Annotated in this window: 21 protein-coding genes and 1 other RNA gene; 11 read left to right on the top strand and 11 right to left on the bottom strand. The window is 52.0% G+C overall.

Going from position 1 to position 22,233, the window contains the following annotated elements; translation table 11 throughout:
* Positions 1 to 5 precede the first annotated feature (5 nt).
* The 7 genes from gcvT to ABWV76_RS06110 form a co-directional block, all read right to left on the bottom strand.
* A complete protein-coding gene (gene gcvT, locus ABWV76_RS06140; protein ID WP_282952249.1) occupies positions 6 to 1,094 on the bottom strand; it encodes a glycine cleavage system aminomethyltransferase GcvT in 1,089 nt (362 codons plus the stop codon).
* A gap of 203 nt (positions 1,095 to 1,297) precedes the next feature.
* Positions 1,298 to 2,413, bottom strand: a complete 1,116-nt coding sequence (locus ABWV76_RS06135; RefSeq protein ID WP_020414260.1) for a CNNM domain-containing protein — start codon at positions 2,411 to 2,413, stop codon at positions 1,298 to 1,300.
* 173 nt (positions 2,414 to 2,586) lie between these two features.
* Positions 2,587 to 3,549 (bottom strand): rhomboid family intramembrane serine protease, encoded by a 963-nt coding sequence (locus ABWV76_RS06130; RefSeq protein ID WP_353375537.1) that lies wholly within the window; start codon positions 3,547 to 3,549, stop codon positions 2,587 to 2,589.
* Between the two features lie 107 nt (positions 3,550 to 3,656).
* Positions 3,657 to 4,892, bottom strand: coding sequence for a UbiH/UbiF/VisC/COQ6 family ubiquinone biosynthesis hydroxylase (locus ABWV76_RS06125; protein WP_020414258.1), 1,236 nt, complete (start codon positions 4,890 to 4,892; stop codon positions 3,657 to 3,659).
* A gap of 41 nt (positions 4,893 to 4,933) precedes the next feature.
* Positions 4,934 to 6,175, bottom strand: a complete 1,242-nt coding sequence (locus tag ABWV76_RS06120; RefSeq protein ID WP_020414257.1) for an FAD-dependent monooxygenase — start codon at positions 6,173 to 6,175, stop codon at positions 4,934 to 4,936.
* 68 nt (positions 6,176 to 6,243) lie between these two features.
* Complete coding sequence (locus tag ABWV76_RS06115; RefSeq protein ID WP_282952245.1) at positions 6,244 to 7,593, bottom strand: aminopeptidase P N-terminal domain-containing protein; 1,350 nt, start codon at positions 7,591 to 7,593, stop codon at positions 6,244 to 6,246.
* Positions 7,593 to 8,147 carry a UPF0149 family protein gene (locus ABWV76_RS06110; protein ID WP_353375536.1) on the bottom strand — a complete coding sequence of 185 codons (555 nt, stop codon included), beginning with the start codon at positions 8,145 to 8,147 and terminating at the stop codon, positions 7,593 to 7,595. Before ABWV76_RS06110 ends, ABWV76_RS06115 begins: the two co-directional genes overlap by 1 nt.
* A 206-nt stretch (positions 8,148 to 8,353) precedes the next feature.
* On the opposite strand from ABWV76_RS06110, the gene ABWV76_RS06105 reads away from it, so the two are divergent.
* From ABWV76_RS06105 to ABWV76_RS06090, 4 genes are all read left to right on the top strand, one after another.
* Entirely contained in the window at positions 8,354 to 8,557 is a 204-nt protein-coding gene (locus ABWV76_RS06105) for a TIGR02449 family protein (RefSeq protein WP_020414254.1), read from the top strand.
* The gene (locus ABWV76_RS06100; protein ID WP_353375535.1) at positions 8,557 to 8,895 is read left to right on the top strand and encodes a cell division protein ZapA; all 339 of its coding nucleotides are present in this window, start codon (positions 8,557 to 8,559) and stop codon (positions 8,893 to 8,895) included. The genes ABWV76_RS06105 and ABWV76_RS06100 overlap by 1 nt, the downstream gene beginning before the upstream one ends.
* 85 nt (positions 8,896 to 8,980) lie before the next feature.
* A non-coding RNA gene (gene ssrS, locus ABWV76_RS06095) (6S RNA) lies at positions 8,981 to 9,161 on the top strand.
* A 27-nt stretch (positions 9,162 to 9,188) separates the two neighbouring features.
* Positions 9,189 to 9,767, top strand: a complete 579-nt coding sequence (locus ABWV76_RS06090; RefSeq protein WP_020414252.1) for a 5-formyltetrahydrofolate cyclo-ligase — start codon at positions 9,189 to 9,191, stop codon at positions 9,765 to 9,767.
* Between the two features lie 87 nt (positions 9,768 to 9,854).
* Here ABWV76_RS06090 and ABWV76_RS06085 read toward each other — a convergent pair whose 3' ends face one another.
* Both ABWV76_RS06085 and ilvA read right to left on the bottom strand, forming a co-directional pair.
* The gene (locus tag ABWV76_RS06085; protein WP_157533578.1) at positions 9,855 to 9,992 is read right to left on the bottom strand and encodes a hypothetical protein; all 138 of its coding nucleotides are present in this window, start codon (positions 9,990 to 9,992) and stop codon (positions 9,855 to 9,857) included.
* Between the two features lie 245 nt (positions 9,993 to 10,237).
* On the bottom strand, positions 10,238 to 11,752 hold the full coding sequence (ilvA, locus tag ABWV76_RS06080; RefSeq protein WP_353375534.1) for a threonine ammonia-lyase, biosynthetic: 1,515 nt from the start codon (positions 11,750 to 11,752) through the stop codon (positions 10,238 to 10,240).
* A 215-nt stretch (positions 11,753 to 11,967) separates the two neighbouring features.
* Between ilvA and rpiA the strand changes: the two genes are divergently transcribed.
* From rpiA to ABWV76_RS06065, 3 genes are all read left to right on the top strand, one after another.
* Positions 11,968 to 12,639 (top strand): ribose-5-phosphate isomerase RpiA, encoded by a 672-nt coding sequence (rpiA, locus tag ABWV76_RS06075; RefSeq protein ID WP_020414249.1) that lies wholly within the window; start codon positions 11,968 to 11,970, stop codon positions 12,637 to 12,639.
* A gap of 15 nt (positions 12,640 to 12,654) precedes the next feature.
* Positions 12,655 to 13,284, top strand: a complete 630-nt coding sequence (locus ABWV76_RS06070) for a transglycosylase SLT domain-containing protein (protein ID WP_020414248.1) — start codon at positions 12,655 to 12,657, stop codon at positions 13,282 to 13,284.
* A 204-nt stretch (positions 13,285 to 13,488) separates the two neighbouring features.
* Positions 13,489 to 13,884: a DUF4168 domain-containing protein gene (locus ABWV76_RS06065; RefSeq protein ID WP_020414247.1), complete on the top strand. Its 396-nt coding sequence runs from the start codon at positions 13,489 to 13,491 to the stop codon at positions 13,882 to 13,884.
* 32 nt (positions 13,885 to 13,916) lie between these two features.
* Here the strand turns inward: ABWV76_RS06065 and ABWV76_RS06060 are convergent, their stop codons facing one another.
* Positions 13,917 to 14,234, bottom strand: coding sequence for a helix-turn-helix domain-containing protein (locus ABWV76_RS06060; RefSeq protein ID WP_020414246.1), 318 nt, complete (start codon positions 14,232 to 14,234; stop codon positions 13,917 to 13,919).
* A 398-nt stretch (positions 14,235 to 14,632) separates the two neighbouring features.
* On the opposite strand from ABWV76_RS06060, the gene ABWV76_RS06055 reads away from it, so the two are divergent.
* Positions 14,633 to 15,667 (top strand): AraC family transcriptional regulator, encoded by a 1,035-nt coding sequence (locus tag ABWV76_RS06055; protein ID WP_245556709.1) that lies wholly within the window; start codon positions 14,633 to 14,635, stop codon positions 15,665 to 15,667.
* Positions 15,668 to 15,797: 130 nt separating this feature from the next.
* Here the strand turns inward: ABWV76_RS06055 and ABWV76_RS06050 are convergent, their stop codons facing one another.
* Complete coding sequence (locus ABWV76_RS06050; RefSeq protein WP_020414244.1) at positions 15,798 to 17,042, bottom strand: OmpA family protein; 1,245 nt, start codon at positions 17,040 to 17,042, stop codon at positions 15,798 to 15,800.
* 383 nt (positions 17,043 to 17,425) lie between these two features.
* Here ABWV76_RS06050 and ABWV76_RS06045 point away from each other — a divergent pair, with 383 nt between their 5' ends.
* The 3 genes from ABWV76_RS06045 to ABWV76_RS06035 all read left to right on the top strand — a co-directional run bounded on the left by ABWV76_RS06045 (position 17,426) and on the right by ABWV76_RS06035 (position 22,138).
* The gene (locus ABWV76_RS06045; RefSeq protein ID WP_353375533.1) at positions 17,426 to 18,637 is read left to right on the top strand and encodes an acetyl-CoA C-acetyltransferase; all 1,212 of its coding nucleotides are present in this window, start codon (positions 17,426 to 17,428) and stop codon (positions 18,635 to 18,637) included.
* Between the two features lie 13 nt (positions 18,638 to 18,650).
* Positions 18,651 to 20,807 carry a 3-hydroxyacyl-CoA dehydrogenase NAD-binding domain-containing protein gene (locus tag ABWV76_RS06040; protein WP_353375532.1) on the top strand — a complete coding sequence of 719 codons (2,157 nt, stop codon included), beginning with the start codon at positions 18,651 to 18,653 and terminating at the stop codon, positions 20,805 to 20,807.
* A 182-nt stretch (positions 20,808 to 20,989) separates the two neighbouring features.
* Positions 20,990 to 22,138, top strand: coding sequence for an acyl-CoA dehydrogenase family protein (locus ABWV76_RS06035; protein ID WP_020414241.1), 1,149 nt, complete (start codon positions 20,990 to 20,992; stop codon positions 22,136 to 22,138).
* Positions 22,139 to 22,233 lie beyond the last annotated feature (95 nt).

The raw sequence follows: 22,233 nt of genomic DNA, 5'->3' as shown, positions 1-22,233 counted from the left end.
GACGCTTAAATAACCGATTTGCCATTGCGCACGAAACAGGGCTTCACCACCCTGACTGGCTGCAGCTTTTTGCGGATTTCCACCTCAGCGGTATCGCCAACACTGACCGGTACCCGCGCCATGGCAATGGAGTAACCCAGGGTCGGCGAGAAGGTCCCGCTGGTAATGATACCGCGCTCTTCTGTACCGTCTACCACCACCTGTTGGCCCGCCCGCAGTACACCGCGCTCCTCCAGGACCAGACCAACCAGCTTGTGCTTAACGCCCTGCGCTTTTTCTTCTTCCAAGACTGCACGGCCAATAAAGTTGCGTCCCTCCGGCTCCCAGGCGACGGTCCAAGCCATATTGGCCACCAGTGGGGAAGTCTCTTCATCCATTTCGTGGCCGTAGAGGTTCATACCGGCTTCCAGACGCAGAGTATCGCGAGCACCCAAACCACAAGGCGCTACGCCAGCATCGGCGAGAGCGCGCCAGAAGCCGCTGGCGTCCTCACCCGAGAGCATGATTTCCAGGCCATCTTCACCGGTATAACCGGTGCGCGCCACAAACCAATCACCACGGGCCACACTTTCAAATACTTTCAACGCATCGATTGCCGCAGTCCAGTCGATACCCAGGACTTCCTTGGTTTTAGCGATTGCATTGGGACCTTGGATAGCGATCATTGCAAGATGAGGACGCTCTGTGAGAGTCACATCAAAAGATTCTGCCTGCTTGTTCATCCAGGCTAAGTCTTTGTCGCGGGTCGCGCAGTTCACCACCACTCGATAACCAGGATCACGCAGGTAGACGATCAAGTCGTCGATTACACCGCCTTGGTCATTGAGCATACCAGTGTAGAGAGCCTTGCCAGGCTTGCCGTCTAGCTTGGCCACATCATTGGCCAGCAAATAACGCAGGTAGTCGCGAGCAGCGGGCCCATCGACATCTACTACGGTCATGTGGGAGACATCGAACATCCCCGCATCGGTGCGCACCTTATTATGCTCATCCAGCTGGGAGCCGTAGTGTAGCGGCATGTCCCATCCACCGAAGTCCACTATTTTGCCACCCATGGCGACATGTGTGTCATACAAAGGCGTTCTGTTTCCCATCTTAATTCTCAGTCCGTCAGGTTCCGAAGCGGCGTATTCTAGCGGCTTGAGTACAGACCTTGCCAGCAGGCTATCCGCGGCGACATTTATGGTCAGCAAGCTTAGCAGCCGCCGGGACTAAAACCTGCGCAGAATGCCGGAGGCCGTCAAAGATTCCGCTGGTGCCACCGGTAGTAAAAAAAGTGGCATGAAGAGCGGATAGATTAGTCCCGCGGACGCTCACTCTCCTTATTGCTTTCTTCTGGTTTTTTCTCTTCTTGAGCCGATTCGTCCACCTTTAGACCATATTTTTTGGAGCGCCAACGCCACAACCGCTTAGCCAACTCCTGGCGATCAGGGGTTTTATCAGCCTCATCGACAATCTCTTCACCGAGCAAGGTCTCAAGAAGATCCTCAAGGGTGATCAATCCCTCAAGGCCACCATACTCATCCAGCACTGCGCTGATCTGCACCCGACGAGATAGCATTTTCTGGAAGGCCTGATAGATCGTGGCAGTTTCCGGCAGCATCAGCATCTCACGGCGGAAATCCTCCAACTTACGCTCGCGCTCTCCCTTGGCATAAGCAAGTAAAAGCTCCTGTTTAAGTACAAAACCTACAACGCAATCTGGATCGCGATTTTCATAAACAGGGATACGCGAGAAGCGCCCTTTTTCAACTTCCTCATAAGCCTCAGCCAATGTTGCATCCTGGGGCAGGGAAAAAACCACGGTGCGTGGAGTCATCACCTCTCGTACCGAGTGATCCCGCAGGGTAAAAAAGAGATTGCGTAAAATATTGGACTCACGCTGTTCCAGCTGGCCCTCAGCCTCACCAATCTCGGCCATAATCGCAAATTCATCGCGGCTAAAGCCGGTCAGGGTCGGCCCATGGGAGAGACCGCGGGTTAACATTTCAGACATTTTGACAAACGGATAGAGCAGCCAAACCAGCCCCCGCAACCCGTAAGCAGTAAATGGTGCCAGTTGACGCCAATAAACCGCTCCCAGGGTTTTGGGGATAATCTCAGAAAAAACCAGAATTAACAGTGTCAGGATCACAGAGGCAATTCCCAGGTATTGATTGCCAAAAACCGCCGTTGCCTGGGCTCCAGCCCCGGCAGCACCGGCGGTATGAGCGATGGTATTCAGGGTAAGAATTGCGGCCAGGGGCGCATTGATATCCCCCTTGAGTTTACGTAGCAGAGGGCCGGCCTTATGTCCCTCGCGCTCCAATAGTCGCACGTAGGGCGTTGTTACACTGAGAATGACGGACTCGGCTATAGAGCACAAAAAGGAGAAACCGAGAGCGATAAATACATAAGTAATTAAGAGAAGCATATATCCCTGGTTACAGAAAAACTGGAATTGAATTTTTGCGTACTGCCAACGACACAACAAGCCTGTAACAAGCTAAAAAAGCAAAAATATTATCAAATGGGCCAATAACAGCCGGACAAGGCCCCACTTATCAAAACAGGAACAACAAACGCAAGTGCACCTTAGGGAGCGGTTCAGCCTGGAATAAACTTCCGCCCCCCGCCCACAACGCAATACACTAAAGCAATGACTAAGCCGCTAACGAAGCCCCCTATATGTGCTGCGTTTGCAACCCCGACTCCGGTGAAAAATGTCATAACCCCCAAAGCGCATAAAACCAGCCAAGCCAAAGCCACGGTGATAATACCTACGGGAATATCACGCCATGCTGGCTGAAAACGCTGCACTACCAAAGCAAACCCTACAAGGCCATACACCACTCCAGACATACCACCAAAAAGAACCCTCGGCTCCCACAAATACTGGGAAAGATTGGAGGCGATAGCCCCGATAAGTACCAGCAACGTATACATGAGGCTGCCACCCCGGGCTTCCAATGGCCGACCTAATATCCAAATACCCAGAGCATTGAACAAAGCATGGGGCAGGGAAAAGTGCACAATAGCTGGTGTCAACAACCGCCACCACTGCCCATTTTGTAGATGCCAGGCAAGAGAGGAATCTGAGAGAGGATTGCCCGTTTGATCCGGGTAGATCAGCAAAGCACTGGAAAAATTATTCGCTTGCAGAAACCAGCCAACAAAACATAGTGCAATCAACAAGAGGCTGACTGGTGTCTTATCCAGGGGAAAACTTGGTAACACTGAGGCTTGGTTATGTGCCTGTTCAGACGATACATTTTTTTTAGGTTGATGCGCTGATTCCGTCTCGGGATCATTCGCTTCAACTGCCGAATCAGGCGCACTATTTGGCTGAGCAGCTTGTAACTGGACCCTGTCGAGGTCAACTTCACCAGCATCCCAGCGCTGCAGCAGGGGTTTAAGTACTTCTGCTAGGTTGCCATCAAAGGTCATTATCTGCTGCCGGTTTTTCTCCTCAACGATTCGCAACGGCAGTTGATAACGTTGAATAAAATGCGCCAGTGCACAGAGATCCTTCGAAAGAGGAAAGGAATAAATAACTAACCACTGGCTCAAATCGGTAAACCCTTCTAATTGGATTGCCTGACATCACTCATTCCAACGGGCCCTTTTGCACTTAACGGCGCTATATTTTAACGGCAATTACAAGGGGCAAGCTCTCACTACACCGCCATGGCCCGCAGAATGATACGCTTTTTTAACATGGGGCTGGCGTCCACCATACTCAAGCCAGTATTGCGCAGCCAGCGCCAGTGCAAATCGCCAGCACCAAACAGAGATTTAAACGCACTCATGGCTTTTAAGGTTGCAGCATTATCCCCGCGGCGACGACGTTCGTAACGCGCCAACACCGAGGCGTGTGCAGGTTCCAGCCCGCGGGACAAGGCACGGTCTACTTCATCGGTGAGAACACGCACATCCTGGAACCCAAGATTCACGCCCTGTCCAGCCAGAGGGTGGATACTATGGGCCGCGTCCCCAACCAGCACGGCACCGGGGCCATGATAGCGCTCCGCATGGCGAGCACGCAGAGGAAAAGAAAAGCGCTCACTCACTGATTCGACTTTACCGAGCCGACTTTCGAAAGCTTTTTCCAGATTCAGAGCGAAGGCCTGGTCATCCAACATCAGCAGCTCCCGAGCGAGTGGGTCATCCGCCGACCAGACAACGGCACAGTGATTGTCATCCCCGAGTCCAGCTAGAGGCAGGAATGCCAGGGGGCCACTCTGCAGGAAACGCTGCCAAGCGGTATGGCGATGAGGCTTTTCGCAGCGAGCGACACATACCAGGGCTGCCTGATGATAATCCGTATCCTGGCAGCGAATTCGGAGCAGGTCTCGCACTTTAGAACGAGCGCCATCGGCCCCAATCAGCAGGCGGGTGCGCACTATCTCGGCCCGCTCACGCAACTCTTCTATGTCATTGAGCTGCTCACCACGCGGCTGTAAGTGCCAAAGCCCACAGTCTCGCCACCAACTTTCCAAACGAAAGCCATTGACCAGCTCCACATTCGGCAGTGCCTCAAGCCGGGCCCTCAAAGCAGCAACAATCACATTGTTTTCAACAATATGGCCGAGATTTGGTAATTGCACATCGCGGCTGTTAAACCTTACTGAACCGGTGCCATCGGCATCCCAGACTCGCATTTCCACATATGGGCAGGCGCGGCGCGCAGAAATCTCCGCCCAGGCACCAACCTCCTCAAGTAACTCCCGTGAAGCTTGAGTTAAAGCCACCACCCGCGGCTCATAATTTTGGGAGGGTTCCGGCACAGTCCCCTCGGAGGCCTCCAGCAGGGCAAGACGCATATCCGGGTGGCGCACCGCCAACAGTGCGGCCTGGGCCATCCCCACCATACCTGCGCCAACAATGGCAAAGTCCAAACGGTGTCTATTCATATTCAAGCCAATTCCGCTGTTGCACCCTCACAAGGGCACCGTTAAAGCCCAAATCCTGCCGCCTGGCTGACAAACTCCGCTCTCAGCGGCGGTACCAGTGTAAGGCCGAGCAAACCCATTTGGCGCACAACTTGCTGAAAGGGGTTCTCTGATGTGAATAGTGACGGTATTTGGTCACTAAACCCAACAGTCAACTGCTGGTCAAAACTGCGACATCGACCATAGGCCCGCAGGCGATCCAATTCTGCTTTTGAACCCTGCGCAGGTCGATCGCCCGCTAAAGTCTGTGCCAGGGCATAGCAGTCGCGCAGAGTCAGGTTAAACCCCTGCCCGGCTACCGGGTGCAGGAAGTGCGCGCAATTACCAACCAAAACCAGGTTGCGGCGCCATTGCTCCCGCGCTAAGGACAGACTGAGCGGGTACCCCTGTAGGGCTCCAGCCCGCTCAAAACGGCCCGCACGCCAGCCAAAATTTTCTTGCAGACGCAACAGGCGCTCCTCCTCCGACAGCGTAAAGAGGGCTACCGCCTCATTCTCTGGACAAGCCCACACCAGTGCAGCGCGATGTTGTCCCTGTCGTTGCTGCAAAGGCAGCAACGCCATAGGCCCCAAAGCGGTAAATCGCTCAAAAGCGACGCCACCATGGTCCCGCTGTAGACCAACAGTAGTGACCAGGGCCCTCTGTTGGTACTTTACCGTATCAATTTCTATACCCAACTGCCGACATAGGGGCGATTCCACTCCATCGGCAATAACCAGTAACCTGGTGGTCAATTTATATTGAAAGCCCTGCTCAGCGGCACTCCAATTCAGGTGTGCCCCTGCGGAATCCATTCGAACCCGGCTGACCCTAGCGGGAGCCAACAATTGCACCGCTGTATCCGCCAAAGCGCGATGCAGGATCGGCCCAAGCGCAGCATTCTCAATCACAGCACCGAGCATGCCCTGGAAGCTTGCTTGCTGCTGTGTATGGGTGGACAGAGATGCGCCAAAAGAGTGGCCACGGTCACTCACTTGGATACGCTGGATGGGCGCACAATATTCACGTAAGGCGGACCACAAACCCAGCTGTTGGAATAACTGTAAGCTGCCAGCGGCGATAGCTGTGGCGCGGGTGTCAAAGCTGGGCAACTGGACACTGGCAGAGGCATCAGGTAGCGCTCTCTGTTCCAGCAGTGCAACACTCAGCTGAGGGCAAAAATGTGCCAGCATAAGCGCCAGACTGGCACCGGCCATACCCCCACCAACGATAGCCACATCAAATTGTTGACCTGCCTCAGTCATAAAACTCCCCCAGGCTCTCTATCCATCAATGTAAAGGGCCCGTAAGCCGCAAACTCTTAGTGCTATTTTTAGCGGGTCAGTAAATCCCGCCCATGACGCATTGCATATTCGATCTCTTCTACAGACTTTGGCGCTGCGGCGGATAGGACTTCCACCCCTTCGCCAGTTAGGGCCACGTCATCTTCAATGCGAATACCAATTCCCCGAAACTCTGTTGCAACGCTCTTGTCGTTCAAGGGCACATAAATACCCGGCTCGATGGTCATCACCATGCCGGGCTCCAACTGGCGCCAGGCGCCATGTACCCGGTAGTCTCCGACATCGTGTACATCCATTCCCAACCAGTGGCCTACCCGGTGCATATAAAAGCGCTGGTAAGCACCTGCTTCAATCAAACTCACTAAGTCGCCTTGCAACAGCCCCAGATCTACCAACCCCTGAGTAATTACCTCAACGCTAGCTATATGAGGCTCATCCCAATGGTTGCCGGCCTGTACCCGCTCGATGGCAGCCAGCTGCGCGGACAAAACAATTTCATACAGTGCTTTTTGTGCGCCATTAAAACGGCCATTCACCGGATAAGTTCTCGTGATATCCGCCACGTAACCGCGGTACTCACAGCCAGCATCCACTAACACCAGATCGCCATCACTCATCTTTGCCTGGTTGCTGCAATAATGCATAACCAAGGCATTGCGACCACTGCCGACAATGGTTGGGTAGGCCGTCTCTCTTGCACCAGCATCGACAAAGGAATGCAGCAGGGTCGCCTCCAGTTGATATTCATAGAGGCCTGGCTGGCAGCGTGCCATGGCTCGGCGGTGTGCTGTAGCACTGATTTCTGCCGCTTGCGCCATCAGACGCAGTTCCTGCGCGCTCTTAATCAAGCGCAACTCACGCAATTGGTAATCCAAGTCCACCATCTCCGGGGCACCCTTGCTGCCTGGAGCCTCGGTAATATTTTGCAAATAGCTGCGAATACGCCGGTCGAGGTGGGCATAGCGTCCCATGGGAAAATAAATACGTTCACGCCCTTCCAGCAGCCCAGGCAAAATGTCATCGAGATCACCTATCGGAAAAGCATCAGATAAACCAAGCCGCTGCACAGCCTGTTCCGGGCCAAGCCGCGGCCCATCCCACATTTCCTTTTCCGCATCGCACTCACGACAAAACAACAGGGTTTCGCCCTGGGTGCGTCCCGGCACCAGAACCAGCAGGGCTTCAGGCTCTTCAAACCCACTCAGGTAGAGAAAATCACTGTCCTGGCGGAAGGGGAAGAAAGTATCGCGGGATCGCAGTTGTTCACCAGCAGAAGAGACAATCGCCAAGCTGTCTGGCGCCAGTTCAGCCATTAGGCGGGCGCGACGACGGATATACTCCGTCTTGCTGATTACCGCTTTTTTTCCGCTATTGGACATTAGTGTACAGTTGGACCGCTATCGGATTGCTTGCCGCGCACTTCGGTGAAGATATTGAGTACCGCGACGCGCACGTACTCCTGTAATTCCAGCAGCTGTTGTTCGTTCTCCTCACTCTCCTCTACATGATCGGCATCCACTTGTGAAATTGCACCAATGTCCTTCAGAGCTTCATCGCTGGTGGGAAGCAGCTTCCCCTTGGCACTACCAATACCGAAACCGTGTAAAAAACCTTCGCACCAATGCCCTAGCGCCAGAGTACGCGCGACAATATCGTCATCGTCACAGAGCACCAGTCGGAAAGAAAAGTCGGTATCACTGAGCTGCTTTTGGCTCTCTTTCGCTAATTGCAGAAAATCCTTGTTTAAATCCGCCGGCACAGCCTCCAAATCGAGAAGTTCCGCCAGTTCATGCTGCCAGCGTTTTTTGTCCGGCTCCGCACCTGCAGCCAATATGCCACAGATAAAGCCGTGCAGTTCACTGGGATCCGCCTGGCCGCCGGCCGAGAGAATAGCATTAGCAAGAAGCTCAAATCGGTTGGTTTCTGATGTCATAGTTACCGTGCAATTTTTCTTGATCGGGATATATTCAATGCGTGCAATAGCAGCAGCATGGAAAAGAACTTGTGTTTTCAGGACAATTTTGTGATTGCCCGCGCAGGTGGAGCGATTGACCCACCTTTTCACCGGCAATATAGTAGCGGAATCCCTCGCAGTCTGTCGTGTTGCGAACCCAGACGTCGACCCCAAACGCAGGAAATATGGATAAGCTGCAAGCGTTAGAAAGCACTGTGGATTCACTGATCGCCCGCTGCCAACAGCTGGCCGAAGACAATCGTGAACTGCGCCGGCAGGAAGCCGACTGGCTACGCGAGCGCCAGCGCCTGATAAAAAATAATGAGGCCGCCCGCTCGCGGGTCGAAGCTATGATTAATCGTCTTAAAGGGCTAACGCAAGATTCCTGATGTCTGACTCCGTACCAACATCTGAAACAGTCACCGTATCTATTCTGGGCAAAGAGTACCGTGTGGCCTGTGCAGACCACGAGCGCGCAGGCCTGCAGGCTTCCGCGCACCTTCTGCACGAGCGCATGGCGCGTATCCGCTCAACGGGTACCGTTATTGGCATTGAGCGTATCGCCGTTATGGCCGCACTGAATATTGCTCACGAATTGATCCAGGCCAAAGCGGAATTGAGTAGTATTCCTCTCCAGGAGGAAATGATCGACCGCCTAAAGGACAAAGTACAAAATGCGTTAGGTGAGATAGACCCGGAGCGGGAAACCCAGTCACCGCAAGGATAAAGGTATACGCCTTCCTAATTACAGGCACAACAATTTCCTTTAAATTTCCAGTTAACACCCCCACCTGCCCAAGTTATAATTAACCTATACCCTGGGGTGTTGGCCAGCAGACTATGTCCTTGAGCCGATAATCTTACCCCGGTGGTTTCCAGCGGGTGCTGGTGCGCAGGTCCGCCATGCAGCGGAAAGCCTTATGTACTCCGGATCCCACCACCTTGAACCTTACGGTTCAAGGCTCCGTCTACAGCCGCACACTCGGGGTTCCTATTTCATCTCCAGTCATTCCCCTACTAATGAGTGAAAATAAAACGCAACTGCGCCAACGTATGCGTGCGGGACGGCGGGGGCTCAGTGCTTATCAGCAGCGTTTGCATGGTCGTGCAGCAATTACCTTATTGAGCCGAATACCACAGATAAAACGCGCCCGCCATATCGGTATGTTTTGGCCTATGGATGGTGAACTGGATGTTCGTCATTTGTTACGGCGTTATCCCAATAAGTATTTTTACTTGCCGGTACTGCCTGTAGAGCCACATCCGCACCTCGGCTTTAGGCGCTGGGCTGGCGAACCATTGTCATTCCGAAATCGCTTTAATATTCCCGAGCCGGTACGCAGCCCCAGTCGAGCACCGAATTTATTGGATTTGGTACTGGTACCGTTGGTGGCCTTTGACCCCAGCGGCGCCCGCCTGGGTATGGGTGCAGGCTTTTACGACCGAACTTTCGAACACAAACTACTGCTGCCGGGTACCGGGCCACAGCTGATTGGCGCTGCCCACCAACTGCAATGCGTGGAGCAATTGCCGACGGACAATTGGGATATACCTTTGGATATGGTGGTGACAGAAAAGCGTATCTATCGCTGCCGTTAATGTTGGAGTTAAAACAAAAAAGGCCGAACACTTTAAGTATTCGGCCTTTTTTGCTGTTTCGTGGGCAGAGCGCCCCCCGGCATCAGCCTAACGGGTAACCACTCCCTGTTGCAGAGCAGCCGGTGGCTCAGACTCCGAGGCAAATACCTCGGTCAAACCACTGGTGCTCAGCAGAACGCCCGCGACAAAGACAACCACAGCGATTGTCAGCGCATCGGCTTTCATTGGGACCATCCTGTACAATCAATTTTTTTGTTATATGCGTTTCGCCTCGCATATGACCTGAGCCATAGCAAAAGTTCCACGATCAAAGAAGATACTGAAGAATCGGCGTGATAGTAACTGTTTATTGGATAATTTATGCGTTTTTTGTCGCATTTTTACGCAAAGGGGTTCGACAAAGCAGAAATTACAGTCTACACCCCAATAACTTCTGAGACGCTTAACCCAATTAAAGGTTTCTCTTCACCTCAGCTACCCAAGAAAAAGCGGTAAGCTGGATTTTCCGTTTCATCCCAAAAGGGATATTGCAGCTGCTCAAGTAAATCCAAAAGTTCTGTGCGAGCCTCGGGCTCGACTTGCAACCCAACCAATACCCGCCCATACGCAGCACCATGGTTACGATAGTGGAACAAGGTAATATTCCAGCGGCCGGCCAAGTGCTCGAGAAACTTCCGCAAGGCTCCGGGCCGCTCAGGAAATTCAAAGCGGTATACAACTTCATCGTGTAATCCAGGTACCCGCCCACCCACCAAGTGGCGAATATGTAACTTTGCCATCTCATTCTCGGTAAGATCAGTTACCCGATAACCGCCCTCTTTAAGCTTGTCGACCATCTGGCGCCGATCGTTATCGGTAGCCACCTGCAGGCCAACAAAAATATGTGCCTCTTCATCTCCTGCATAGCGATAATTAAACTCGGTAATAGCCCTGTCACCTAAGTCACGACAAAATCTCAGGTAGCTGCCTGGGCTTTCGGGAATACGAACCGCAAGTACCGCCTCGCGCTTTTCGCCAGTTTCTGTGCGCTCGCTAATATAACGCAGCCGATCGAAGTTGATGTTGGCTCCGCTACAAACAGTGGCGAGAACCGAATTGCGGCAATCAGTCTGTTCAATAAACCTCTTCAGCCCCGCCAACCCAACAGCCCCAGCCGGCTCGGCGATAGAACGGGTATCCTCAAAAATATCTTTAATCGCTGCACAGATCTCATCGGTACTCACGGTGATCACACCATCCACTGTTTCACTTAGAACTCGGAATGTCTCCTCACCAATTTGCGCTACGGCAACACCATCAGCAAACAACCCTACTTGGGGTAGGCGCAAACGCTCTCCACTTTCCAGGGCAACTTTCAAGCATGCGGCATCTTCAGGCTCCACCGCATAAACCTTTGTTTCCGGCCTTACATACTTGATGTAGGTAGCCATGCCGGCAGCCAGCCCACCTCCACCCACGGGAATAAATACAGCTTCAAGGTTGCCAGAGTATTGGCGCAGCATCTCCATAGCCACAGTTCCCTGGCCAGCGATCACATCCGGGTCGTCATAGGGGTGTACAAAAACCAGGTCGCGTTCCTTCACTAGTTTCCTGGCACGCGCGGCAGCCTCATCAAAGGTATCCCCGTGTAATACCACTTCAGCTCCGCGCATTCTCACAGCATTAACTTTGATCAGAGGTGTGGTCTTCGGCATCACAATCGTTGCACGCACCCCCAACTGGGCTGCACCCAATGCCAATCCCTGAGCATGATTGCCAGCCGATGCCGTGATTACCCCACGAGCACGTTGCTCAGGGGGCAGTTGTAACAACTTGTTATAAGCACCGCGAATTTTGAAGGAAAATACTGGCTGCAGGTCTTCCCGCTTGAGCAGAATGCGGTTACCCAGGCGGTGGGATAGCTGGCGCATCGGTTCTAATGGCGTCTCGGTGGCGACATCGTAAATGCGCGCGTCTAAAATGCGCTTGATATAAGACTTGGGCATGATGTGTATCGGCTGCCGTTGCGATTAATTTCTATGCACGACTCAGGAAAGCCTAGTAGCGTAAGCACTGGCAAAACACTCCCAGCACGCGCAACACCGGCAGGCCAGTCTAAGTCTTGATCAGCACAATTGCCAACAATTTGGCCTTATTGCGCTTTTTTTTGTCGAAAGGTAAAAATAAAGCATAAATAATTGCACAGGAAACTATCCAGAGTATGACCCAGGATGAACTGAAGCAGGCCACTGCCCGCGCCGCTATAGACTATATCTCCCCTCGCCTGGAAGCTGACTCCATCGTCGGAGTGGGCACAGGCTCCACAGCCAATTTCTTTATCGACTATCTGGCGGAGATCAAAGGCAAGTTCGACGGTACTGTCGCCAGCTCAGAAGCCTCGGCACAAAGGCTAAAATCTCATGGAATTCCGGTCTATGAGCTGAATAGTGTAGATAGCATCCAATTTTATGTAGACGGTGCCGATGAAGCTAATCCGGCACTGGAACTAGTCAAGGGAGGCGGTGCCGCCCTAACTAGGGAGAAGATTGTCGCGGCTTGTTCCGATGAGTTTATCTGCATCGCCGATGAGAGTAAGTCTGTAAAGATCCTTGGAGACTTCCCACTGCCGGTGGAGGTGATTCCCATGGCGCGCTCCCTGGTAGCCCGAGAGCTGGTCAAGCTCGGCGGGGACCCGGTTTACCGCCAGGGGGTTATTACCGATAACGGCAATGCAATTCTCGATGTGTACAATCTAAAGATCGAACAACCTGTCGCACTGGAAGAAGCAATCAATAATATTACCGGTGTGGTTACCAATGGCATCTTTGCCAAGCGCCCAGCAGACTTGCTACTGCTCGGAACCAGCACCGGAGTCAAAACCATCACCGCCTAACTGTGCAGTAAATTTATGCAAGAAAATAATAAAAAAAATGGGATTCTGGTGGCGCTGCTTGGCGCCACTGTCCTGAGCGTGGGCTGCGCCACTAGCCCACCCAGTAACCCTGACAATATCTGTTCTATTTTCCGCGAGAAAAAAGGCTGGTATGACGACGCCAAGGCGGCAGAGGAGGAATGGGGCTCCCCGGTTGCAGTGATGATGGCAATCCTGCATCAGGAATCGCGCTTCGTACATGATGCGCGCCCACCGCGCAGCAAGATACTGGGCTTTATTCCCGGACCCCGCCCCTCAGATGCCTATGGTTATGCTCAAGCACTGAAAAATACTTGGCGCGGATATCAACGTTCCACATTTAGTTATGGTGCGGACCGGGATGATTTTGGCGATGCCATAGACTTTGTCGGCTGGTATAACAACACGAGTGCGCGCCGCTGCCAAATCCAGTCCAGAGACAGTTATCACCTGTATCTGGCCTATCACGAAGGACACGGTGGTTTTAATCGACGCAGCTTTAAAAATAAGGCCTGGCTCAAGAAGGTGTCACATAAGGTCTCCGCGCGTGCCCAGCGCTATCAGCAACAACTTAATAGCTGCGAGCAATCCCTAAAGAGGCGCAAGAAATTCCTCGGTCTTTTTTAGGTCCAACCAGTCGAGATCAAAAATTCGCGCGAGTGGCGGGGAAAGGCGCCACGTCCGCGCCGAAACTGGCTACCCTGAAACTAATGTCCCATAGCTGAAAGCACTAAGCTCTCACCTAGTTCCGTACATAACGCCCATTGCCCTAACGTGACGCTGGGTGCTCCCTCTGAGAAGCAAAAGCGTCCACCGACTTTGGAGTGCCCAATGAAGCCCTTTGCCAAATTCCTAACCCTATTTGCCCTGCTGCTCACTGTCCCATTCGTCGCTGCACAACCCGCGTCCCCTCAGGCTAACGCCCCGAAAACCAGTGCCCCCAAGGTATCCTTCAGTGAACCTCAGCTCAAGCAGTTTGCCGACGCCTACCGTTCTATTGTCATGCTGAGTCGGGAATATGCCCCAAAACTTAAGGCTGCTGCTGATATCAAGGAAGCCGAGGCTCTTAATAAAGAGGCCCAAGGCAAAATGATTGCGGCAATCGAGAAAACAGGCTTATCCAAGAGCAAATACCAGGAAATAGCCAACAGCATTAAATCCAACCCGGCACTGTTGGAGAAAGTTAATAAGATACTGCAACAAACCCATACCAAGCCGCAGCAATGAATACAGGCGGCACATCAACCTGATGTGCCGCACTAGTCATCCAGGGTGATTTCCAACACCTGGCAAATGGCCGGCAAATTACTTTTCACCCAGACTCGGTCAAAAGACCCCCAGTCTCGCAGCAGATAATAGCCATCGTTGTGGCGCACTCCCTCCTGGACGAATTCCACTCGGGTTCCGTGACCAGGCAGCCCCTTGGCGATTATGTCCTGCACTGTGCGGCGCGGCCAACCAGTCACCTCTTCCAGGGCCGGATTATTCGGGCGGGGAATCTGCTCAATTAAGTATGCAATCAACATGCGCCGACAGATTGTCGGATTCAGCTGGCTCTCAACAGTTGCGGACGGCATTTGGCCACTCCCTCATTGGCATGTAGCTTAATTGTTAACCTCTATGACCTTGAGGTCTAGTGATTAGACGACCTCATCCTCTCCCGCCGCAGGCCTTTTTCCAAAGTAAGCTCTTCCAGCGAGCTACCCGATAAGCACTACAACGAAACGGGATGAAATTTTTCGTTTAAACCTAAATAATGAATAAAAACATGTAATTAGCAGCAGAGATTTCAATATTAGAAAAGAGCATCAGGCACATTTCGCGCCATTCTATTGATCGATAGAGGTCACCTCCCTTATCACTTTGTTACTCCCACCGGCGATAAACCTGACTTTCTGACGCGCATTGCGCATAATCCATGCTTGCACTTGAGCGAAAATATGCAGCTTACAAAATAAAGTTGAGGGCTGAGAGAGTGGAAACTGAAAACCCCAAACTCCACGAGGACCCGGGTATACCTGCCACGGTCGTGCGCGCCCAACTGGTTGGTGCCCACAAAGCAGGATTGGACTGCTTGCAGATACTGCACGACAGCGGTATAGATCCCACCCTGCTTGAGGACCCTGATAACCGCATCAGCCGCGATCAGATGGCCAACCTGCTACGCAGGGAATGGGATCTGCTGAATGACGAATCGGGGGGCTTTCTGGCTCGTCCGTGGCTGCCTGGCACCTTCGCCATGATGGGACATGCCTGTATCAGCTGCCCAAACCTGCGTCGTGCCCTTCTGCGCTCCGGACGGTTTATCAGCATGGTCAGTGATGACCTGCATATCAAATTGGTGGAGGATGGCGAGGAAGCTCGCTTGATTATCCATCACACTAATGACAAGAACCTGCCCAACCAGATTTTTGTCGAGTCTATCGCAGTTATATGGCTGCGCTTCTTTAGCTGGTTGATCGATCGCACCATTCTCCTTGAGCGCGTTTTACTGGCCTTCCCTCAGCCAGATTACAACGAAGATTACAGTGAAATGTTTCCCTGTCGGCATTATTTCAATCAAGCCGAAACCTGCTTGGTATTCAGTACTCGCTACCTGCAAATGCCACTGGTGCGCGATGAACAGCAACTGGCCGAATTCTTGTCCCGTGCTCCCGAGTGTCTTCTCACCCAATACAAATCTGACCACAGCTTCACCGGCCGCATTAGGCGTATGCTGCAACAACAAAACAGCATAGAAAACCTATCCCTCGACGATGTAGCCGCACGCCTGTATACATCCCCACAGACGCTTCGCCGAAGACTCAAGGAGGAGGGTAATAGCTGGCAGGATATCAAGGACTCAGTGCGCCGAGATATGGCTGTATACCAGTTAAAACAACAGGAGACTGCAGTAGCAGAAATTGCCGAGCGACTTGGCTTTTCCGAGCCCAGCGCCTTCAACCGCGCCTTTAAAAAGTGGACAGGCCTTGCCCCCGGCGCCTACCGGGAAAAATTCCGCAATGATTAAAGAAAATCCGAAAACTAAATTCTCTTTGGCTTAATGCAAAAATCAGAAAACTAATTGCCCCAAAATACAGCCCCACAAAATTAGCGGGGCTTTTTGCTCCTTTGATTTTCACGAGCTCTGTTATCAATTTTCAGTTGCTAAAAGTTACCACCCGCACGCTGATACGCTCATTGCTCATCTTTCTCTGTTCTCTCTTCTCTGCTTCATCCTCTGGGACCTCCTTGGCAGATCCCATACCGGTAGCAGTAATTCTGTTAGCCGCGATTCCCTTCTGCAAGAGTATCTCCCGCACTACATCTGCACGCTCCTGGGAAATCTCCTGTTCCCGGATTTCATTACCCTCACCCTTTACATGCCCCTCAATAGCAATGCTCAGGTTCGGGTTTTCCTGCATTATTTTTGCCAGAGCATTGATATCAGGTGCCGAAGGATCGAGAATCTTCGCAGTCCCCCCTTCAAATTGAACCCTGAGTGGAAACTCCCGGTCAGGCTCCCGGGCAAAACTCTTCAAATAGTCGCGCAGGTTGCTGGCAAAATCATCCGGTCCAAGTTCCGCCTGGGCATTGCTATCGGTTAATGGGGAGTCTCCAACGGGCTCAGAAGGCGATTCCATAAAAGCCTGCTCCTGAGAAGTCAAAGAGGGGCGATTCTCAGGCGCCTCCTCCCTTCCCTTATCCATGCACATATTCAGCGCATAAAGAGCCACCAATACAAGTAACAGCGGAAAAAACCAGCTGCTGAAACTTACTGGTTTACGCTTTTCACCATTACCATGCAGAGCTTCTGGGCGGGGTTCTTGTGGTTTGGCATGGCCGTGAGTAATCAGTGATGCACCCAATTGATCAAAGCTGGGAACATTTAGGGCTTTGAGCAATGCATCGGGGACTTTGCCCTGGAGAAATTCACGTTGGCCGATCAGGAAAGATGCCAAATCAGAAACATCCATTTTGTGCATCTTTACTTGGCCATTCAGTAAGGATGTAACAATTGGCAGGGCCAACTGGAGCAGGCGGCTGCCATCGCCACTAGGCAATGTCGATGAAGCCAGTTTTTTCACTTCTTCAGTACTGGTACCAAAAACCTTTTGCAACATTCCTGCGCCGGTTTGCAAAATGGCACCGAGTTTGTCTTTGTCAGAAAAACTCTCTGTTACCGTCGAGAGGTCCAGTGCCTCGTTATCGGTAATCATATTGAATAAATATCCCATACCGGTTTTGCTGCTGGCTTTATTCAGCATACCGGCCAGGGAATACGCGATACCACTATCCAGTGCCGCTTGGCCTTTCTCTGCCGGAATATTGAGGGCCGAAGCCAGCGCACCAGTGCCCGAAGCACCCAACTGGCTCGCTGCTATTTCCAGTAGATTTTCTGCCATAGCCAAACCTCACTGCCAATATTCGCGCAATCTGCCAATGGCCTTCTCGGGTCCCAGTACGCGAAAAATTCAATATCATTCAAATATTTATTGCGTAATTACCAAGCCTTCGCCCCCAAATTGCACCCGTATTTTCTCTTTACGAAGCAAATTGATCCGCCAAAAAATTTTGGTGAACAATAAAAAATAGAGCGCCTTATTTGAGTGTACGGCAGCCGAGTCACCGGGTTAGTTTGATTTGGAATAATGAATAAAAATTATCTTCACTCACTTGATAACCACAGCAGACATCTGCGTCACCGTCCCTGTCGTCTTTCATCATTGCACCTAATCTGCACGTAACTATGGTTATACCCACAATCAAAAATAAAGAGGCGAGAACCGTGCCCACAACAGAAGCCTATATTTACGATTCAATCCGCACCCCCCGCGGAAAGGGAAAATCCAGCGGAGCACTACACGAAGTCAAACCCATCACCCTGCTTTCCGGCTTACTGCGAGAATTACAGGGTCGCAACCAATTGGACACCGCCAAGGTCGATGACATCGTCATGGGTTGTGTCACAGCAATCGGCGATCAGGGTGCAGATATTGCTAAGGTGGCCGCTCTCGCCGCTCAATGGAACCAGGATATTGGTGGCGTCACCCTCAACCGCTTCTGTGCATCCGGTGCCGAAGCCGTCAATTTGGCAGCAGCCAAGGTACGCTCAGGTTGGGAGCACCTGGTCGTGGCCGGCGGAGTGGAATCCATGTCCAGAGTGCCAATGGGCAGTGACGGCGGCGCCTGGGCCCTGGACCCTCAAACCGCTATAGACACCAGTTTTGCTCCCCAGGGTATCGGCGCCGACCTGATTGCCACCCTCGGCGGTTTTTCCCGCGAGGATATGGATAACTTTGCCCTCGAATCACAGCGCAAAGCTGCTGCAGCCTGGGAAAGAGGCGCCTTTGCCAAGTCAATCATTCCAGTACTAGATGAAAATGGCCTGCTAATCCTGGACAGAGACCAGCTTGTGCGGCCCGACACTTCCCTTGAGGGCCTGGCAAACCTAAACCCCTCCTTTGCCGGTATGGGGGACCTGTGCTTCGACAGCATTGCCATTTCCCGTTATCCACAAGTGGAGTCAATTCACCATGTACACACCGCCGGTAATTCCTCAGGGATCGTCGATGGCGCTGCTGCAATCCTGATTGGCAGCGAGCAGGCCGGTCACGATCTGAATCTGACACCGCGGGCGCGTATCATTTCCGCAGCTGTTGTTGGCAGCGAACCCACCATCATGCTGACGGGCCCTGCACCGGCCACACGGAAGGCCCTTAAGGCTGCAGGCCTAACCCCGCAGGATATAGACCTCTACGAAGTGAACGAAGCCTTCGCCTCAGTAGTACTCCGTTTCCAGCACGAGTTGGATATCGATCCACAAAAGCTCAATGTGAATGGCGGCTCTATCGCTATGGGCCACCCACTGGGAGCCACCGGCGCCATGCTGATTGGCACTGTGTTGGACGAACTGGAACAGCGGCAGCAGCGTTACGGCCTTGTGACCTTGTGCGTGGGTGGTGGTATGGGCGTAGCAACCATAATTGAGCGGGTTTAAGGGGGACAAAAAAATGAAATCTATTCGCCTAGAAAAAGACAGCGACAACATTGTCCACCTGATTATGGACAATCCCAATGCGTCGGCCAATGTGATGGACAAAGACTTTACCGACTCTCTCCAAGCCGTAGTGGAACAACTGCAAAAACAGGACTACAAAGGCATCATTGTTCGTTCAGCTAAAAAAACTTTCTTTGCTGGTGGCGACCTTAAATCTCTCTACTCTGCTCAACGAGACGACGCCGAAGCATTTTTTGCCTCATGTGAATCGCTAAAAGCCAACCTGCGCTGGCTGGAAACCCAGGGCAAACCCGTTGTGGCTGCGATTAATGGTGCCGCACTGGGTGGCGGCTGGGAAATTGCCCTTAGCTGCCACCAGCGGATAGCCTTGGATGACGGAGCAGTTAAAATCGGCCTTCCCGAGGTCACGCTTGGCCTTCTTCCCGGTGGTGGTGGCTGTGTACGGATGCCCCGCTTATTGGGTATCCAAAATGCCCTGCCTTTCCTACTCGAGGGCAAGCAGGTGCGAGCAAAACAAGCCCTGGAAGCCGGTCTGCTTCACCAGACAGCCAGCGACGCAGATGACTTGTTAAATAAAGCGCGTGCTTTTATCCAGGCCAGCAGCGATACCCAGGTTTTACAGCCCTGGGATAAGCCCGATTACCGCATGCCTGGCGGGGATGCCAAGAACCCCAAAAATGCCCAGCTGCTAATGATCGCCCCAGCCATGCTGGAAAAGAAAACCCGTGGATGTCTACCTGCTCCCGAGGCAATCCTCGCTACCGTAGTCGAGGGCGCACAGGTAGATTTTGAAACGGCAACACGCATCGAGTCACGTCACTTTGTCGAACTCACATGCGGGCAGGTGGCGAAAAATATGATTGGCACATTCTGGTTTGCTCTCAATGAGCTGAAGGCCGGTGCCTCCCTACCTCAGGACACTCGCAAACTGGAGACTCAGCCTATACAAAAAATTGGGATCTTGGGCGCCGGCATGATGGGCTCTGCAATAGCTTATGCCTGCGCCAGTAAAGGGGTCGAGGTAGTCCTAAAAGATGTCTCTATGGAGGCCGCCCTAAAGGGTAAAAGCTATGCGGAGAACTCTCTGCAAAAGCGCCTGCAGCGCGGTCGTACCGATGAAGTGCGTATGCAATCCATCCTGTCCCGTATCCTCCCCACCGACAACGCGTCTGATCTAACCGGCTGCGAACTGGTAATTGAAGCAGTCTTTGAGGATCGCGAACTAAAAGCCAAAGTCACCCGCGAAGCGGAGGCAGAGTTAAGTAACGACGCTGTCTTCGCATCCAATACGTCAACCTTGCCCATTACTGGGCTTGCGAAAGCGTCAGCACGTCCAAAAAACTTTATTGGCATGCACTTTTTCTCCCCCGCCGACAAAATGCCTCTGGTGGAAATTATCTGCGGAGAGGAAACCGGTGAGGAAACTCTGGCCCAAGCCTTTGCTTTCGTATTGCAAATAGGCAAAACCCCTATTGTAGTTAATGACAGCCGTGGCTTTTTTACTTCAAGGGTATTCGGCTGCTTTACCAATGAAGGGATTGGCATGCTCAGCGAGGGCGTAAACCCCGCCACTATTGAGAACGCTGCTTCCCTAGCAGGATTCCCGGTAGGTCCCTTGGCAGTTAGCGATGAGGTTTCCTTAACACTAATGGGAAAAATTCGTCAGCAAACTATCAACGATTTACAAAAAGAAGGGAAAACAGCTCCTACTCATCCAGCCGACGCCGCGATAGACCATATGTTGGAACTAGGCCGTGCCGGTAAAGCTGCGGGTGGCGGATTTTACTCCTACCCAGAAGGCGGCAAAAAACACTTATGGGCAGGACTACATCAGGAGTTCCCGCTCTCTAATCAACCGCCAATAGAAGATATCAAAGAGCGCCTGCTATTTATCATGGCGCTAGAAACCTTGCGCTGCTATGAAGAGAAAGTACTGCGCAGTGTGCGAGATGCAAATATCGGCTCCATTTTTGGTATTGGCTTCCCACCCTGGACAGGTGGATCCCTGCAATATATCAATCAGTATGGCGTTGCTAAGTTTGCCCAGCGTGCGCAGCAGCTTGCGGAAGCTTATGGAGAAAGATTTTCTCCTCCGGCAGTATTGATAGAACTGGCAGAATCCAGGGAAAGCCTGAAAGACAAAGAGTAATTCCAGAAGCAGTATTTACGTACCTTTCAAACCCGTGGCCCGCAAGGTGCCGCGGGGTCAGTATTTCTGCAACAATACCTTTCTCACACAAAACCAATACAAATGAGACTATTTTTATACTGATCTAAGCACTTACTATTATCCGAAGTTCCAGATAATAACGAATAAAGATGGAGTAACTGATGATACCGAGAACTGTTTACAACGAAGAACATGAGCAATTTCGCGATACAGTGCGTAAGTTCCTCGAAAATGAAGCCATCCCCTACCATGGCCAGTGGGAAAAAGATGGGCAAGTCGATCGTGCTTTATGGAATAAAGCTGGAGAGATGGGGTTCTTATGCCCGCAAATTCCAGAGGCTTATGGCGGCTTGGAACTGGACTACGGTTACAACTCCATTCTCGATGAAGAAGTTGCCCGCGCCGGATTGTCAGGTATTGGCTGGGGACTTCATTCGAATATAGCCGTGCCTTATATCATCAAATATGGTACAGAAGAGCAGAAGAAAAGATTGCTGCCCAAGTGCATTAGCGGTGAGATAGTTACCGCAATTGCCATGACTGAACCCGGCGCAGGCTCAGACTTGCAGGGAGTGAAAACCACAGCCATCAAACAGGACGATCACTACCTGCTCAATGGCTCTAAAACATTTATTACCAACGGCCAGCATGCTGACCTCGTCATAGTAGTTGCTAAAACTGATCCCAGTGAAGGGGCCTCTGGAGTTAGCTTACTATTAGTGGATGCAGACTCTCCAGGGTTCAAGAGGGGCACCAACCTGGAAAAAATTGGTATGAAAGCCCAGGATACCTCCGAGCTATTTTTTGATGATGTAAAGGTACCGGTAGAAAATTTGTTGGGAGCCGAGGGCCAGGGATTTATCTACCTAATGCAGGAATTACCTCAAGAGCGCCTCAGCGTGGCCATCTTTGCAATGGCCAATGCTGAAGCCGCCCTGCAGTGGACTCTCGACTATGTGCGAGAGCGCAAAGCTTTTGGAAAACCTATCTCGGCTTTCCAGAATACACAATTTAAATTAGCTGAACTCGACAGTGAACTCACTGCACTGCGTGTTTTTGTAGACCGCTGTTTGGAGCTACATTATGAGAAAAGGCTCGATGTCGCTACCGCCGCCAAAGCAAAATTACTCAGTACTGATTTTCAGTGTAAATTACTTGATGAATGTGTTCAGTTACATGGCGGTTTCGGCTATATGTGGGAGTACCCCATTGCCCGTGCCTGGGCGGATGCTCGTGTCCAGCGTATTTATGCAGGTACCAATGAGATCATGAAACTGATTATTTCACGCGAACTCCTTCGCGATACCTGATCACCAGTAGCCGATTAGCTGCCTGCTTATCGGCTAGTCCTCTCACAGTACAATGCACTATCGCTAATAACTTCTGATCTCGAACTACCACGAGA

This window comes from Microbulbifer sp. NBRC 101763 (assembly GCF_040371615.1).
GTDB classification, from domain to species: Bacteria; Pseudomonadota; Gammaproteobacteria; order Pseudomonadales; family Cellvibrionaceae; genus Microbulbifer; species Microbulbifer variabilis.
This window is presented reverse-complemented; position numbering and strand designations above follow the sequence as displayed.

Bases quoted from the DNA above. Each gene is read 5' to 3' on its own strand.
- ABWV76_RS06050 (WP_020414244.1), bottom strand. From the start codon at position 17,042: ATGGCAGAAAATCTACTGGAAATAGCAGCGAGCCAGTTGGGTGCTTCG.
- ABWV76_RS06070 (WP_020414248.1), top strand. From the start codon at position 12,655: ATGCAAGAAAATAATAAAAAAAATGGGATTCTGGTGGCGCTGCTTGGC.
- ABWV76_RS06135 (WP_020414260.1), bottom strand. From the start codon at position 2,413: ATGCTTCTCTTAATTACTTATGTATTTATCGCTCTCGGTTTCTCCTTT.
- ABWV76_RS06100 (WP_353375535.1), top strand. From the start codon at position 8,557: ATGTCTGACTCCGTACCAACATCTGAAACAGTCACCGTATCTATTCTG.
- ABWV76_RS06090 (WP_020414252.1), top strand. From the start codon at position 9,189: ATGAGTGAAAATAAAACGCAACTGCGCCAACGTATGCGTGCGGGACGG.
- ABWV76_RS06060 (WP_020414246.1), bottom strand. From the start codon at position 14,234: ATGCCGTCCGCAACTGTTGAGAGCCAGCTGAATCCGACAATCTGTCGG.
- gcvT (WP_282952249.1), bottom strand. From the start codon at position 1,094: ATGGGAAACAGAACGCCTTTGTATGACACACATGTCGCCATGGGTGGC.
- ABWV76_RS06105 (WP_020414254.1), top strand. From the start codon at position 8,354: ATGGATAAGCTGCAAGCGTTAGAAAGCACTGTGGATTCACTGATCGCC.
- ABWV76_RS06085 (WP_157533578.1), bottom strand. From the start codon at position 9,992: ATGAAAGCCGATGCGCTGACAATCGCTGTGGTTGTCTTTGTCGCGGGC.
- ilvA (WP_353375534.1), bottom strand. From the start codon at position 11,752: ATGCCCAAGTCTTATATCAAGCGCATTTTAGACGCGCGCATTTACGAT.
- rpiA (WP_020414249.1), top strand. From the start codon at position 11,968: ATGACCCAGGATGAACTGAAGCAGGCCACTGCCCGCGCCGCTATAGAC.
- ABWV76_RS06120 (WP_020414257.1), bottom strand. From the start codon at position 6,175: ATGACTGAGGCAGGTCAACAATTTGATGTGGCTATCGTTGGTGGGGGT.
- ABWV76_RS06035 (WP_020414241.1), top strand. From the start codon at position 20,990: ATGATACCGAGAACTGTTTACAACGAAGAACATGAGCAATTTCGCGAT.
- ABWV76_RS06040 (WP_353375532.1), top strand. From the start codon at position 18,651: ATGAAATCTATTCGCCTAGAAAAAGACAGCGACAACATTGTCCACCTG.
- ABWV76_RS06125 (WP_020414258.1), bottom strand. From the start codon at position 4,892: ATGAATAGACACCGTTTGGACTTTGCCATTGTTGGCGCAGGTATGGTG.
- ABWV76_RS06065 (WP_020414247.1), top strand. From the start codon at position 13,489: ATGAAGCCCTTTGCCAAATTCCTAACCCTATTTGCCCTGCTGCTCACT.
- ABWV76_RS06110 (WP_353375536.1), bottom strand. From the start codon at position 8,147: ATGACATCAGAAACCAACCGATTTGAGCTTCTTGCTAATGCTATTCTC.
- ABWV76_RS06115 (WP_282952245.1), bottom strand. From the start codon at position 7,593: ATGTCCAATAGCGGAAAAAAAGCGGTAATCAGCAAGACGGAGTATATC.